This is a genomic window from Helicobacter pylori NCTC 11637 = CCUG 17874 = ATCC 43504 = JCM 12093 (genome assembly GCF_900478295.1).
Taxonomy (GTDB): domain Bacteria; phylum Campylobacterota; class Campylobacteria; order Campylobacterales; family Helicobacteraceae; genus Helicobacter; species Helicobacter pylori.
In genome coordinates, this window is the sequence record NZ_LS483488.1 from 1,494,154 (window position 1) to 1,508,248 (window position 14,095).

A 14,095-nucleotide genomic window follows, 5' to 3' on the forward strand; every position below is an offset into this window, starting at 1 on the left:
TTCACACGCCCTTTATGATTTCATCAAAACTTTCATCAGCCTTTGCAACCGCTAAATCAATCATCTCTTCAGTCATAGGCTCACAAATAAAGCCGGTTTCAAAGCTTGAACATGCCAAATACACGCCCTTAAAGAGCATTTTTTGGTGGAATTTTGCAAACATTTCCGTATCGCTTTTTAAAGCGTCATCAAAATCGTGCACCGCATTTTCGTTAAAGAAAAAGCCAAACATACTCCCTCTGTTGAGCGTTTCTAAAGCGATGTTATAGCTTTGAGCGCTCTTTTTTAAACCTTGAGTCAAACGAACGGCTAAAGCGTTTAAGCGGGTATAAAGGGTTTTGTCTCTTTTGATTTTATAAAGCGCGCTCAACCCCGCGCACACCGCTAGGGGGTTACCGCTTAAGGTGCCTGCTTGATACACGCCTCCAATGGGTGAAAGCAAGTCCATAATTTCCGCACGCCCCCCAAAACACGCCAAAGGAAGCCCCGCACCTATCACCTTACCAAAGGTTACCAAATCCGGCACCACGCCATAAAATTCTTGCGAACCGCTCAAACTCGCTCTAAACCCGCTCATCACTTCATCTAAAATCAGCACCGCTTGGTATTTTTCACACAAAGCCTTTAAGCCTAGTAAAAACTCTTTTTGAGCCGGCACTAACCCCATATTCCCAGCAATGGGTTCAATGATAACGCAACCCACATCGCCTTTTTTAAAGCATTCTTCTGTGGAGTTCAAGTCGTTATAACGAGCCACTAGAGTGTGTTTGCTAAAATCGTTCGGCACGCCCAAAGAAGAAGGCGATCCAAAAGTAGCACACCCGCTACCCGCTTTCACCAACAAAGAGTCGCTATGCCCATGGTAGCACCCTTCAAACTTGATCAAATCGTCTTTTTGGCTATAAGCTCTAGCGAGTCGTATCGCGCTCATGGTCGCTTCTGTGCCGCTATTCACTAAACGCACCTTATCTAAGCCTTCATAACAAGAAATGATTTCCTTAGCTAAAGTGGTTTCTAATTCTGTGGGAGCGCCAAAAGAAGTGCCTTTTTTTAATGCATTAATAATATTTTCTTCAATTTCTTCATCCGCATGCCCAAAAATCAAAGGCCCCCAGCTTTGCACAAAATCTATATAATGGTTGTTATCCACATCATAAAGATACGCCCCCTTACCTTTTAAAATAAAGGGGGGAGTGCCCTTAACGCTCTTAAACGCTCTCACAGGCGAATTGACCCCCCCAACGATCACCTGCTTAGCTTCATTAAAATCATTAATGCTGTGCAACAACTCCATGATTTTACATTATCCCTTAATCATGCTTTCAAATTGGATTTCCACCTGCGACCAAGTCAAGCCCTCATGAAAGCTCTCACATCGTTTGGCCAAGCTCGCTAATTCGTTTTTCAAGCCAAAATTCAATAGATCCAAGACCCCTTTAACCACGAGCTTATCCTCAGCAATCGTGTATTGCATAGGCACTTTTACCAGCTTTTCATTCATCCTCACATAAGCCGTAAGAGAACCTGCATGATCGCCTTCTATCACATTTCTAAAAGTTACTTTGATGTTAGTGTTTTTAAAAAGAGCGAAAAAAGCTTCTTTAACATTTTTATTTTTCAATTCATCGCCTAAATTGACTTTCAGGCTATCCATGCTCGCAGTTGCCCCTTCTAAAAGGGTTTTTAAACTATCTTGAGATTTACCCAATTTATAGGTGATGCTTTCAAAGCTCCCATTTACTGGCGTTTTAGCCTTAGTTTTAAAGGCCGTCCATGTTAGCTTAGCCGAAGATAAATCCAAATTCACCGCTTGCAAAAACCCTGCCAGTAAAACCGATACCAAAACCATTTTTTTCATTCATTATCCTTTAATGTGGTCTTATCAATAACGCTTATTATTTTAGTGTAAACAAGCATGCTTACAACTAAAACGATTCATTTTGATAATCATTTGCACTCTAAATACGACTTAAAGATACAATTGCGTTTATTTTAAACTCTTTTTGTAAATAATGCTGACTGAACCAAACTTTCTGAACCATTCATAAAAAGATTAAAGCGCATGGCTATCGCTATCATCTTGAATACAAAACAATTCATGGCGATCGGAGTTTCAGCCTGAAACCATCTTCATGCAAATCGCCTTGCTTTAACAGCTCGTCCGCGCTAGGGCTAGAATAATGCTTGGCTAAAATAATGAAATAGGCGTTGTTATGCACCCCAATAAGGTTAGGCTGGAAATAGGGGAAAGTTTCAGGGTTTAAAATCCATGTTGCGGCTTTGTTATACGCCACAGAGAGCCTTTTTCCGGCCTCACTACCCCACAAATCATACCCGTTCTCAAAAAGCAATTCGCCTGATATGGTTAGCGCAAGAAGCGCAAAATTGGTATAAGCTATCCCCTTAATGCCCTTTGTAGGGCCGCCATGATAATCGCTCGTATCGCTCCTAGTGATCGCGCTAGCAATAACCCCACTCTCATCTATGGCTTTAAACACCCAATCCTGCCACCGATTAGCGCTATTGTGCAAAAGAGCATGATCATCTAGCGCTAACGCAGAGCTCACATCAAAGAGAATGCCCCACGCCCCATGGTTAGTGTTAAGAGCTGATTGAGAATACTGGTGCATCCGCTTAACGAAGTCTTCGTATTCTGGGCTAGGAAACGCCTTTTTGACAAACCAATAAGCCATGTTCATATAAGGCATGTAAAAATTGATATTATCCTCGCTCTGATAAGTGTCTACGCTTTGAAGCTCTTTAGCCCAAGCGTTTAAAATTTCTATAGCTTTTAAGCCGTATTGTTTGTTTTGGCTCACTAAATAGCCTAGCACTAAGTCATAAGACATGAGAGCGGATTTTTTAAAACTCTTTGTGCAGACATCAGGCTCTCTAACCCCAGCAGAAGTGTAGTGTTTTGATGCGTTAAGTTGCGCGCATGGCTGTATTTTTTGGGAGAGCTTTTTATCAAGATGGAGTTTTTTTGGCAAGTCTATAGATTTAAAATCCCTAAAAAAGTAATCTTGTTCAGCGTAAGCTTGAACGCAAACGCAAACACACATGAATGATAAAAACAAAACAAATCTTTTCATTCCACGCCTTTATTTGAATGGATTGGTTTAAAAATAGCGTTTTAGGGTAACGCTTCCAACAACACAAATTTAAGCGCATGTGCATTAAGAGCGCTAACCGCTGAAAGGGGCAAGACAAAGAGTGCTGATTTTTCATTAGGGTGTTTTTCAAAATCGTTGGTTAAATGGGGGTGCAAAAACCCTAAATACGGCTCTAAATCAAACGCCTCTAATTTTTGCGCTTCTAAGTTTAAAAAGGTGCAAAAATCCTTAGTCATCTCATCAATGTTTTCTACAACATCGCATTTATTGAGCAACACCCCAAAAGGCTTATTGGCCAAAGCGGGTGAAAATTTTTCCAACTCCAACCTCAAGCGTTGGTATTGCTCTTTAATGCCCAAATCCAACCTAGAAGCGTCTAAAACAAAGGCTAGAACTTTGGTGCGTTCAATATGTTTTAAAAAGCTAATCCCTAAGCCTTTTCCCTGACTAGCCCCTTCAATAATGCCAGGAATATCCGCCATTAGAAATTCGCTTTTTTCATCTACGCTCACAACCCCTAAATTAGGCACTAGAGTCGTGAATTCATAGTTAGCGATTTTAGGCTTAGCGTTAGAGATGGTGGAAATGAGCGTGGATTTACCCGCATTAGGGAAGCCCACTAACCCTATATCAGCGATGAGCTTTAATTCCAAACGCACGCATTTTTCAACCCCCTCCAAGCCTTTTTGCGCGTAAGTGGGTTGCTGTTTAGTCGCACTTTTAAAATGCGCATTCCCTAACCCTCCCTTGCCTCCTTTTAAGGCTAACACCCTTTCTTTAGGCGTGATCAAATCAAGCCACAACTTATCACCTACAAACACTTGTGTTCCTGGCGGCACGACAATGATCTTGTCTTCGCCCTTTTTGCCCGTGCAATTTCGTGTGCCTCCTGGAGCCCCATTTTTAGCCTTGTGGTGTTTGGTGCCTCTAAAACTCGCTAGAGTGTCGGTATTGTTATCCACTTCAAAATACACATCGCCCCCATCGCCTCCATCGCCCCCGTCAGGGCCTCCTTTGATGACAAACTTTTCTCGCCTAAAACTCACCATTCCAGGCCCCCCCTTACCCGAAGCGATGATAATTTCCACGCTATCTACAAACACAGCTTAATACCCTTTCTTTTATTTGGCAAATCTTTGCATGGATTTTTCCAAATGCGGCACCGCATTGAGTAATTTCTGCGTATAAGGGTGCTTGGGAGCGCTTATCACGCTATCCACATCCCCCGTTTCTACGATTTGCCCCTGATTCATCACGATGATTTTATCGCTTATATGCTCCACCACCCCTAAATCATGGCTGATAAAAATATAAGTCAGCCCCATTTCTTTTTGCAAATCCAAGAGCAAATTCAACACTTGCGCTTGAATGGACACGTCTAACGCAGACACAGGCTCATCGCAAATCACCACGCTAGGGTGCAAAATGAGTGCCCTAGCAATGCCGATTCGTTGCCTTTGACCGCCTGAAAATTGATGAGGGTAACGATCGATCCATTCTAATTTCAAGCCCACTTTTTGCATGATCTCTAGCACTTTTGTTTTGATTTCTTTTTTTGAAAAATGAGAATTTAAAAGCAAGGGTTCAGCGATGATCTCGCCCACTTTCCAGCGAGGGTTTAGGCTAGAATAAGGGTCTTGAAAAATCATTTGCACCTTTTTGCGGTAATCAAACCAATCCTGTTTGCTAAAATGCAAGTGGCGCTTACCATTGAAATAAATCGCCCCGCTATCTTGCCTTTCAATCCCGGCTAAAATTTTGGCTGTCGTGCTTTTCCCGCAACCGCTCTCCCCCACGATGCTTAAAACTTCATTTTGCTCCACTTCAAAACTGATCCCATTGAGCGCATGGATCACTCTTTTAGGCTTGAATAACCCCCTGTCTATCGCATAGGATTTTTTCAATTCTTTAATTTCTAAGAGCTTCATCGTAACTCCTTTGGAAAACTCAAATAATCTGTATTTTCATCCACGGTTTCTAAGCGTTTTTTGCGGTATTCTTTGCCCGGTTTAGGGATCGCGCTTAAAAGAGCCTTGGTATAGGGGTGTCTTGGGTCAGCAAAAAGCTCTTTGGCGCTCGCTTGCTCCACCACATGCCCTTTATACATCACCACCACTTCATCAGCGATCTGCGCCACCACGCCTAAATCATGGGTGATAAACAAAATAGAAGTGCCTTTTTTTTGCTGCAATTCTTTCATCAATTCTAAAATCTGCGCTTGAATGGTTACATCCAACGCTGTCGTAGGCTCATCAGCGATCAAGATTTCAGGCTCACACACCATAGCCATAGCGATCATCACCCTTTGGCGTTGCCCCCCACTGAGATTGAAAGGGTATTCGTGGTATTTATCCCCAGCATGGGGAATGCCCACGCGCTCTAACTCATAGACCACCCTTTCTAAGCGTTCTTTTTTGTTAAGGTTAGGGTGGTGGATTTTCAACACTTCATTGATTTGAAACCCCACGGTGTAGGAAGGGTTTAGGCTTGTCATAGGCTCTTGAAAGATCATGCCAATTTTCTTGCCCCTGATTTCTTTTTGCATTTGCTTTTCTTTGAGTTGCAACAAATCCTGCCCTAAAAATTGAATGCTCCCTCCCACAATTTTCCCGGGCTTTTCAATCAACCCTAGAATAGAAAGCGAAGTGATGCTTTTCCCGCTCCCGCTCTCCCCTACAATGCAGAGCGTTTGAGACTTTTTCAAGCCAAAACTCACGCCATCCACTGCTTTATTCACGCCCTTATCGGTGAAAAAATAAGTTTTTAAATCTTTAACTTCTAAAATCATGCAAGCTCCTTTTAAGAGGCCCGTTTAGGATCTAAAGCGTCCATGATGCCATCGCCTACCAGATTAAAACTCATGACCGTTAAAAAAATCATCACCCCAGGGAAAACAAGCATCCAAGGAGCGGTAGCGATGTATTGCATGGAGTTCATCAGCATCGCTCCCCATTCAGGTTTGGGAGGTTGGGCCCCAAGACCTAAGAAGCTCAGTGCGGCCGCTTCTAAAACCGTGGAAGCAAAACCCATTGTCGTTTGCACGATCAAAGGGATAATGCAATTAGGGAAGATCACCTTACACATCAAACGAAGATGCGAAGAACCATTGATTTTAGAAGCGATCACGTATTCTTTTTCTTTTTCGCCCAGCACGGAACTGCGCACCAATCTTGCAAACCCAGGAATCCCCACAAACCCAATAGCGAGCATGGCGTTAGTGAGTGAAGGCCCTAACACCGCAACCACAATCACGATCAATAAAATGGAGGGCAAAGCGAACATGATGTCCATGATACGCATGATAATTGCATCTGTTTTCCCTCCAAAATACCCCGCTATTAGCCCTAATATCGTGCCAAAAAAGACCGCAATCCCCATAGAAACAATCCCTATGGTTAAAGAAATCCTGGCCCCATAGATCAAGCGGCTCAAAATATCGCGCCCCAAATCATCGGTGCCTAAAAGGTATTTAGCATTCCCCCCATGCTCCCATATAGGCTTTAAAAGGCGATCTTGCGCGTTTTGGACATAAGGATCATGCGGGGCTAAAAGGGGCGCAAAAATCGCACAAATTACCAATAAAAGCACAATCCAAGCCCCAACGACCGCTGCCTTATTTTTTTTGAATTGTTGGATAAACTCTCTAAAAGACTCCATTATGACAACCTTATTCTAGGATCAATAAAAGCGTATAAAATATCCACTAAGAGATTAGCCCCAATATACATCATGGCAATAATCAAAGACATGGACTGGATAATCGGGAAATCGCGCTGGTTGAGCGCATTAACAATCCACTTACCAATCCCAGGCCATGAGAAAACCGTTTCAGTTATCATGCTCCCCCCTAAAAGCCCGGCCAACATCAAGCCTGCGATAGTCGTTACAGGGATTAAAGCATTACGCAAAGTGTGCACAAAAATCACCCTAAAGGAGCTACACCCCTTAGCTTTAGCGGTACGCACATAATCTTCTTTAGACACTTCTGCCATGCTCGCGCGAGTCATTCTGGCAATAACAGCGGTAGAAACCGTGGCTAACACAATGCTAGGCAAAATCAAGTGCTTGATCGTATCCACAAACGCCCCATAATCCCTTGCGATCAGGCTGTCTATCAAATAAAGACCTGTGGGGCCATCTAAATAATACACATCGCTCAAACGCCCAAAAACAGGCAACCACCCCAATTGCACGCTAAAGATATAAATCAGCATGAGCCCTAGCCAAAACACCGGCATAGAAATCCCGGCTAAAGCGAAAGTCATGCTGGAATAATCAAACACGCTATAGCGTTTGATCGCAGCCAACACGCCAACGCTAATACCCAAAACAAGAGCCATAAACAGAGCGATCAAAGCCAATTCCACCGTAGCCGGGAATCGTTGCCAAAACTCATGCATCACAGGCTCACCAGTCATGATAGAAGTGCCAAAATTGCCATGCAACACATTATTGATAAAGAAAAAATACTGCTCTATTAAAGGCTTATTCAAACCAAACTGCTCCCTTAAAGCGTCAATAGCGGCTTGATTGGCCTTTTCGCCTAAAATCACTAACGCCGGATCTCCTGGCACTAAATGCACCATCATAAACACGATAATGCTCACTCCAAACAGCGTGGGGATCGCCCACAAAATACGCTTAATGATAAAACTCAGCATGCAACCCCTTTTATTTTTCTAAATACACCTTAAAGAAGCGATTCACGCTCACTCCAGTCGTTTTATAGCCTTTGACTTTAGACAAGTGCGGCACCACTGAATAAGGGTAGGCTAAAGGCACATAGGGTGCATCTTTATGGATAATTTCTTGAGCCTTTAAATAAAGGGCTTCCCTCTCTTTTTGATCCGAAACCCGTTTAGCCTTTATGAGCAGATCGGAAAAGGCGTCGCTCTTATAAAAGGAACCATTTTGAGTGGGTATGGCTGAGGCGGCTTGCTTGCTCCATAAGGTGTATAAGAAATTATCCGGATCCGCAATGTCTGCCATCCAGCCTGCAAACGCCATTTCATGCTCGCCTAATCCCGTTCTTTTCAAATAAGCCCCCCACTCATACACTTCAATTTTCACATCAATGCCAATTTTAGCCAGGCTCGCTTGTATGAACACCGCTCCTTTTGGGTTACGAGTGGCAGTGGTAAAAATGGTGGTTTTAAAGCCGTTAGGATAGCCCGCTTCTTTCAGTAACTCTTTAGCCTTTTTCAAATCGTATTCATAGGGTTTGATGTTGTAGTTATAACCCCATATGGTGGGCGGGAAAGGATTGACCATTTTTTGAGCAAAGCCTTCATAAATCACCTTAATGTAATCATCCACATTAATCGCATGGTTGATAGCCAAACGCACCAAAGGGTTGTTAAAATACTTTTTTTGCGTGTTCAACGAAAGCCAACTCGCCAACAACCCGGGGCTTTTATCCACCACGATATTAGGAAGTTTTTCTAATTGCTCCACTTCATTAAGGTTAGGCCCAGTCATGAGCATGATTTCACCGGTGCGTAGCGCTAAAGCGCGAGTGGAAGAATTAGGAATGGTGCGCACCACCACCTTATCCAAATAAGCTTTAGATCCCCAATAATCCTGATTTTTTAAAAGAATGATTTTTTCATCTTTATTCCATAAAAAGAATTTGAAAGGCCCTGTCCCAACAGGCTTTTTAGCCAACTCGTCTTTTTTATTATTTTGAGCCAAGTAATCAGCGTAATCCTTACTCAAAATGCTCAAAAAATCCATGCCCAAATTGGCTAAAAATGGGGCTTCTGGCCCATTAAGCGTGAATTTGATCGTGTAATCATCTAAAGCTTCAATGCTCTTAATAATATGAGACATGCCCATGCCTTCCCAGTATTTATAGCTTTTAGCCCCTGGGCTGTAGTATCGTTTAGCCTTATCCATCTGGCGCTCAAACGAAAACAGCACGTCTTTAGCGCTAAACTCCACTTTTTTATTCCAATACTTCGTCTGGTGGAAATAAACCCCTTTGCGTAAATGAAAGGTATACACAAGACCATCTGGGGATATTTCCCAACTTGTCGCTAAGGCCGGTTCAATTTCTGTGGTGCCGTATTTGAATTGCACGAGCGTGTCATAAATATTGCCCGTTGCCACATAGCTTTCGCCATCAGTCACTAAGGCCGGATCCATGCTTGAGCCATCAGCGCCTCTTGCAAAAACCAAAACGCCTCCAAAACGCTTTTGCTCTTCAACAGAAACATTTTCCTTAGAGGGATTAAGAGTAGCGTTTGGGCTTTCTGAAGCTTTCAAAAAGAACCCAAACAACAAAAGAAAAAAAACAAACCCTTAACAAGAACATTATTCATAAACTAGCCTCCACAACATATTCTACAAAGAGTAGAGAACTAAATTATAAATACTTTATCGCATTTATAGGTGCTTAATGAACACCTAAAACTTAATTTATTCTAAAAAGGTTACCCTACTCCCCAAAATTTTGACTAACCACAGAAACCTTTTTGCGGTTTCTGTCTTTATGCTCAAACTTCACAACGCCATCTATGAGCGCATATAAGGTATGGTCTTTCCCCATGCCCACATTATTACCAGGATGCATTTTAGTGCCTCTTTGGCGCACGATAATATTCCCTGCTCTCACAAATTCTGAGCCAAATTTTTTCACGCCTAAGCGTCTTCCTGCAGAATCTCTGTTATTCTGCGTGCTCCCTTGACCTTTCTTGTGTGCCATTGTTTAATACTCCTTATGCTACAATTTTAGTGATTCTCACACGAGTGAAATCTCTTCTAAAACCACGCTTGGTTTTGCTGTCTTTTCGTCGGCGTTTTTTAAAAGTGATGACTTTTTTGCCGCGCCCTTCATTGATCACTTCCGCTTCAATTTTAGCCCCATTCACAAAGGGTTTCCCACAAGAGAGTTTGCCCTCTTTGGATACGGCTAACACTTCCACTAATTCCACTAAAGCCTTAGGCTCTTTATCCATTTTATCCAATAAAACAATATCGCCTTCAACGACCTTATATTGCTTACCGCCATGCTTGAATATTGCGTATGACATTTCTATTCCTTAAAAATTGAACGCTCTTTTTAAAATAAACGCTTATTATAGTGAGTATTTGCTAAAATTTAACTTTAAATTTAGATTAAATTCATATTAAAAGAATTTTTTTACTCAAAAACACCCCATTTAACCCGCCATTATTACCCCGCATTGCCCCACTCAAACCACTTACAATTGCTATTAACTTGTTTTGGAATACTTTTAGCTTGTTTGTTAAAAAACCAATAAGGATTTGATCATGCGCGTTACCTTTGACTCAAAATACAACCAAATGAATCACTATCAAAACGCTTTACAAAATAAAATCAACGACGCTAACACGCAGATCGCTTCAGGGCTAAAAATCCGTTATGGTTATCAAAACAGCGACATTAACAACCAGAATTTAAAATTCCAATACGAAGAAAACACCTTAGATCAAGGCATTGATGTGGCTCAAAACGCTTACACTTCAACGCTCAATACCGACAAAGCCTTGCAAGAATTTTCTAAAACGATGGAGGCGTTTAAAACCAAACTCATCCAATCCGCTAACGATGTGCATTCAGAAACTTCTCGCGCCGCTATCGCTAACGATTTAGAACGCTTAAAAGAGCATATGATGAATGTTGCTAACACCTCTATAGGGGGGGAATTTTTATTTGGGGGCAGTAAGGTGGATAGACCTCCCATTGATAGTAATGGGAAATACCATGGCAATGGCGAAGATTTAAACGCGCTTATTAGCTCTGATAACCTTGTGCCTTATAATATCAGCGGGCAAGATTTGTTTTTAGGCACCGATAAAGACAAACACAAACTCATTACCACCAACATTAAATTATTCAATCAAAACAAGCTCCACCCTGATGTGATGGACGCTTTAGAGCATTCTTCATTGCCTGAAGAAGTTTTCATTAAACCCAGCGATACCTTGCGAGAGCTCATCGGCGATAACGACAAAGACCCTACCAACGACCCTAAAGAGTTTTTTTTATTTGCAGGGCGTTAGGCCTGATGGCTCTAGTTTTAAAGAAAAATTCGCGCTGGATAAAGCCTATCAAAACCAAGAGAGTGCCTCTAAAGTGAGCGATTTGTTGGATAAAATCGCTCATGCTTACGGGAACACTTCGCAAAATAAAGTCGTGGATGTGAGTTTGAACAATTGGGGGCAAATTGAGATCAAAAACCTAACGCCCGGCAGTGAAAATTTGGATTTTCATTTGATTTCTAGCGATGGGGATTTTGATGATTTAGACGCCTTGCGTTCGAGCGGAAAAAGGGTTACTGAATACGTCAAAAGCGCGTTTGTAACGGATAGGAGTTTGAGCCAAGTTAAAGCGGTGCCTAACATGTATAATCCTAAAACGCTTGAAATCCCTAGCGTGTTTGTCACTAAAGACAATGTTTTAGCCAACAAAAACACTAAATTGAGCGAGATTTTTGGCGATAGCGTGGAAACTTTAAAAATCAATGCCAGCCGTTTGGACGAAACAAGCGCTATTAAAATCCCAAACCTCCCTATTGGTTTGGATATTCCCATTCTTTTAGACGTGAAAAATTCTACGATTAAAGATTTGAAAGACGCGATTAAAGAACGCTTCAATAATGAAGTGGATGTGGAAATTGAAACAAACGGGCGTTTGAATATTATTGACAATTCTTCTAAAGAATCGCCTATTTCTTTGGCTTTAAGCACCCTAGATCAAAAAGGGCTAGAAGTGGCCGGTATCCCCACTAATAACGCGAGCGAATACCAAAAAACCTATTTCAATAAAGAAGGGGCAAAATTAGAAAGCAATGTCGCTCAAACCGCTCAAAATGGCACAGCTAATGGCTCTACTAAACTGAGTGAAGCCGCTAAGGGGAGTTTGGAAAATAGCGTTTTTAACATGAAATTAAACGATGTGAATGGCTTATTTTTGGAAGCGCAAATAAACTTGGATAATAATGGGGCTTTTTTGAGTTTGCCTAATGGCGTTAAAATCCCACTTTATGACCCCACAAGCGCTGATATTCAAGCTTCTAAACCCAATGAAGTAACTTACAGGCAGCTTATGGATGCGATGAGTATCGCGCTCAATTACAGCAATACTGACCCAGCCATCTACCAACAAATCAGCGATAACCCCACTTCCAAAGAAAGCAAGGAGCGCTTTATTGAATTGTTAAAACAAGCTAAAGACAACCTTTCTGTTAATTTGAATGAAGAGGGAAAAGTCATTATCCAAGATAACATGCATTCCAACACCAAAATGCAGTTCATGCTTTTTGATAAGGACTCGAATGATTTTTCTCAAAACGCCTTGCACAGCGACAAACCAAGCCTTAAATTAAACGCTAATAACGCTCTCATTATTGACAAGCCCAGCGTGAATTTTTTTGATCAATTAGAAAATATCATCACTTCTGTAAGAAAAGGGATTTATCGCCCGGACGCTTTAGGGGATACTTACTCTAGCGATATGCGTAATTTAGGCATTCAAAACGGCATCACCCTTATAGATCACTTGAGCGATCACATAGAAAAAATGATCGCTAAAAACGGCGCTCATGGTAAAGCGTTTGAGAACATTATCAGGCGTAATGAAGTTTTAAAAACACAAGTTCAAAGCATTCGTGGGGAAACGACCGGCACAGATATGGCAGAAACTTACAACAAATTTTCCAATCTCACTAACAACTATAACGCCGTTCTGGCTTCCACGAACAAAATCAACAATTTGTCTTTAACGAAATATTTGTAATTTTTTGGTGGTTTTTAAGCGTTCTAAAAAGAGACATTAAAAATGCTTTTAAGCTTCTATGAAGCCCCCCTCCTTTTGCCCCTTATTTCGTGGGCAAATCGCCCACAGGACAAGCGGCCACACCCACGCTTGGGCGAGTGATTTTTTCTACATTTTCTTGAGCTTTTTTGGGGTCATTAACCCAAGTTTTATAAAACTCAAAAGGGCATTCCGCCACACCCTTATCCCCATCGCCGCTAGCAAAAACCCCACTATAACCTCTGTGCAAGAGTTTGAAGAGTTGGTTTTGGCTTTGGTCGTATTTTCTCGCATCACGGATTTGTTGCACGGAAAGTTGAGCGTATTGAAGACCATTTTCTTCTTCCCCGCATTCGCCCAAAGTATGCCCGTCAAAACCAATAATGCTAGAATGCCCAAAATAGGAATACACCCCATCAAAGCCGGTCGCATTCGCTACCGCTACATAACATTGATTAGCCCACGCCATAGCTTTCACTATCGCAATTTGTTGCTCCTTAGCCGGATACATGTAACCTTGACAGCGCACAATGAGTTCTGCCCCACGCATCGCGCAATCGCGCCAAATTTCAGGGTAGTTCCCATCATCGCAAATGATCAAAGAAACTTTCAAGCCCTTAGGCCCATCAACCACATAAGTTTTATCCCCAGGATACCAGCATTCAATAGGGCACCAAGGCAAGATTTTGCGGTATTTTTGCACGATCTCACCCTTATCATTGACAAGAATCAAAGTGTTATAGGGATTCTTTTTGGCTTGCTCGTGTTTTTCCCCTGTCAAAGAGAACACTCCCCAAACCTTGTTTTTCTTACAAGCCTCAGCAAAGATTGCGGTTTCTTCTCCAGGAACGCTTGCGGCTGTGTCAAACATTTCTTGTCTGTCATACATGATCCCATGCGTGCTGTATTCAGGGAAAATAATCAGATCCAACCCGGGCAAACCCTGTTTGACCCCACCAATCACCTTATCGATATTGCGACAATTTTCCAACACCTCATTCTTAGTGTGGAGTCTAGGCATCTTATAATTAACTACCGCTACACCCACAGTATCGGGCTGCTACTAATATCTCCATGTCTCATGTTATATTCCTTGTTTTTTGATGAGAGTTCCTACAAACCCTCTACTTGAATTTATAAAATAATTGTGTAAACGGATTTATAATGAATATAAAAACTTTAATCATTATGATTATTGTGGGCG

Annotated in this window: 10 protein-coding genes and 3 pseudogenes; 1 reads left to right on the top strand and 12 read right to left on the bottom strand. The window is 41.9% G+C overall.

Annotated elements, in window-relative coordinates; translation table 11 throughout:
- Position 1: 1 nt before the first annotated feature.
- The 11 genes and pseudogenes from hemL to rplU form a co-directional block, all read right to left on the bottom strand.
- Complete coding sequence (gene hemL, locus DQL14_RS07515; protein WP_108169280.1) at positions 2–1,294, bottom strand: glutamate-1-semialdehyde 2,1-aminomutase; 1,293 nt, start codon at positions 1,292–1,294, stop codon at positions 2–4.
- Between the two features lie 9 nt (positions 1,295–1,303).
- Complete coding sequence (locus DQL14_RS07520; protein ID WP_000738970.1) at positions 1,304–1,858, bottom strand: YceI family protein; 555 nt, start codon at positions 1,856–1,858, stop codon at positions 1,304–1,306.
- Between the two features lie 238 nt (positions 1,859–2,096).
- Entirely contained in the window at positions 2,097–3,092 is a 996-nt protein-coding gene (locus DQL14_RS07525) for an alginate lyase family protein (RefSeq protein ID WP_108169281.1), read from the bottom strand.
- 41 nt (positions 3,093–3,133) lie between these two features.
- Positions 3,134–4,216, bottom strand: coding sequence for a GTPase ObgE (gene obgE, locus DQL14_RS07530; protein WP_108169282.1), 1,083 nt, complete (start codon positions 4,214–4,216; stop codon positions 3,134–3,136).
- An 18-nt stretch (positions 4,217–4,234) separates the two neighbouring features.
- Entirely contained in the window at positions 4,235–5,041 is an 807-nt protein-coding gene (locus DQL14_RS07535; RefSeq protein WP_000770472.1) for an ABC transporter ATP-binding protein, read from the bottom strand.
- A complete protein-coding gene (locus DQL14_RS07540; protein ID WP_000599856.1) occupies positions 5,038–5,901 on the bottom strand; it encodes an ABC transporter ATP-binding protein in 864 nt (287 codons plus the stop codon). The genes DQL14_RS07535 and DQL14_RS07540 overlap by 4 nt, the downstream gene beginning before the upstream one ends.
- 11 nt (positions 5,902–5,912) lie before the next feature.
- On the bottom strand, positions 5,913–6,770 hold the full coding sequence (locus DQL14_RS07545; protein WP_000443357.1) for an ABC transporter permease: 858 nt from the start codon (positions 6,768–6,770) through the stop codon (positions 5,913–5,915).
- Positions 6,770–7,774, bottom strand: a complete 1,005-nt coding sequence (locus DQL14_RS07550) for an ABC transporter permease (RefSeq protein WP_000948002.1) — start codon at positions 7,772–7,774, stop codon at positions 6,770–6,772. Before DQL14_RS07550 ends, DQL14_RS07545 begins: the two co-directional genes overlap by 1 nt.
- Positions 7,775–7,784: 10 nt before the next feature.
- Positions 7,785–9,433: pseudogene (locus DQL14_RS07555) on the bottom strand (ABC transporter substrate-binding protein).
- Positions 9,434–9,549: 116 nt separating this feature from the next.
- Positions 9,550–9,816 carry a 50S ribosomal protein L27 gene (rpmA, locus tag DQL14_RS07560; protein ID WP_000940618.1) on the bottom strand — a complete coding sequence of 89 codons (267 nt, stop codon included), beginning with the start codon at positions 9,814–9,816 and terminating at the stop codon, positions 9,550–9,552.
- A gap of 13 nt (positions 9,817–9,829) precedes the next feature.
- The gene (gene rplU / locus DQL14_RS07565) at positions 9,830–10,144 is read right to left on the bottom strand and encodes a 50S ribosomal protein L21 (RefSeq protein ID WP_000119318.1); all 315 of its coding nucleotides are present in this window, start codon (positions 10,142–10,144) and stop codon (positions 9,830–9,832) included.
- Positions 10,145–10,385: 241 nt separating this feature from the next.
- Between rplU and flgL the strand changes: the two are divergent.
- Positions 10,386–12,873, top strand: a pseudogene (gene flgL / locus DQL14_RS07570) (flagellar hook-associated protein FlgL).
- 82 nt (positions 12,874–12,955) lie between these two features.
- Here the strand turns inward: flgL and DQL14_RS07575 are convergent.
- Positions 12,956–13,974: pseudogene (locus DQL14_RS07575) on the bottom strand (aliphatic amidase).
- Between the last annotated feature and the right edge of the window lie 121 nt (positions 13,975–14,095).

Excerpts from the sequence above, each read along its gene's own strand:
- hemL (WP_108169280.1), bottom strand. The coding sequence starts at position 1,294 with ATGGAGTTGTTGCACAGCATTAATGATTTTAATGAAGCTAAGCAGGTG.
- DQL14_RS07520 (WP_000738970.1), bottom strand. The coding sequence starts at position 1,858 with ATGAAAAAAATGGTTTTGGTATCGGTTTTACTGGCAGGGTTTTTGCAA.
- DQL14_RS07525 (WP_108169281.1), bottom strand. The coding sequence starts at position 3,092 with ATGAAAAGATTTGTTTTGTTTTTATCATTCATGTGTGTTTGCGTTTGC.
- DQL14_RS07535 (WP_000770472.1), bottom strand. The coding sequence starts at position 5,041 with ATGAAGCTCTTAGAAATTAAAGAATTGAAAAAATCCTATGCGATAGAC.
- DQL14_RS07540 (WP_000599856.1), bottom strand. The coding sequence starts at position 5,901 with ATGATTTTAGAAGTTAAAGATTTAAAAACTTATTTTTTCACCGATAAG.
- DQL14_RS07545 (WP_000443357.1), bottom strand. The coding sequence starts at position 6,770 with ATGGAGTCTTTTAGAGAGTTTATCCAACAATTCAAAAAAAATAAGGCA.
- DQL14_RS07550 (WP_000948002.1), bottom strand. The coding sequence starts at position 7,774 with ATGCTGAGTTTTATCATTAAGCGTATTTTGTGGGCGATCCCCACGCTG.
- rpmA (WP_000940618.1), bottom strand. The coding sequence starts at position 9,816 with ATGGCACACAAGAAAGGTCAAGGGAGCACGCAGAATAACAGAGATTCT.
- rplU (WP_000119318.1), bottom strand. The coding sequence starts at position 10,144 with ATGTCATACGCAATATTCAAGCATGGCGGTAAGCAATATAAGGTCGTT.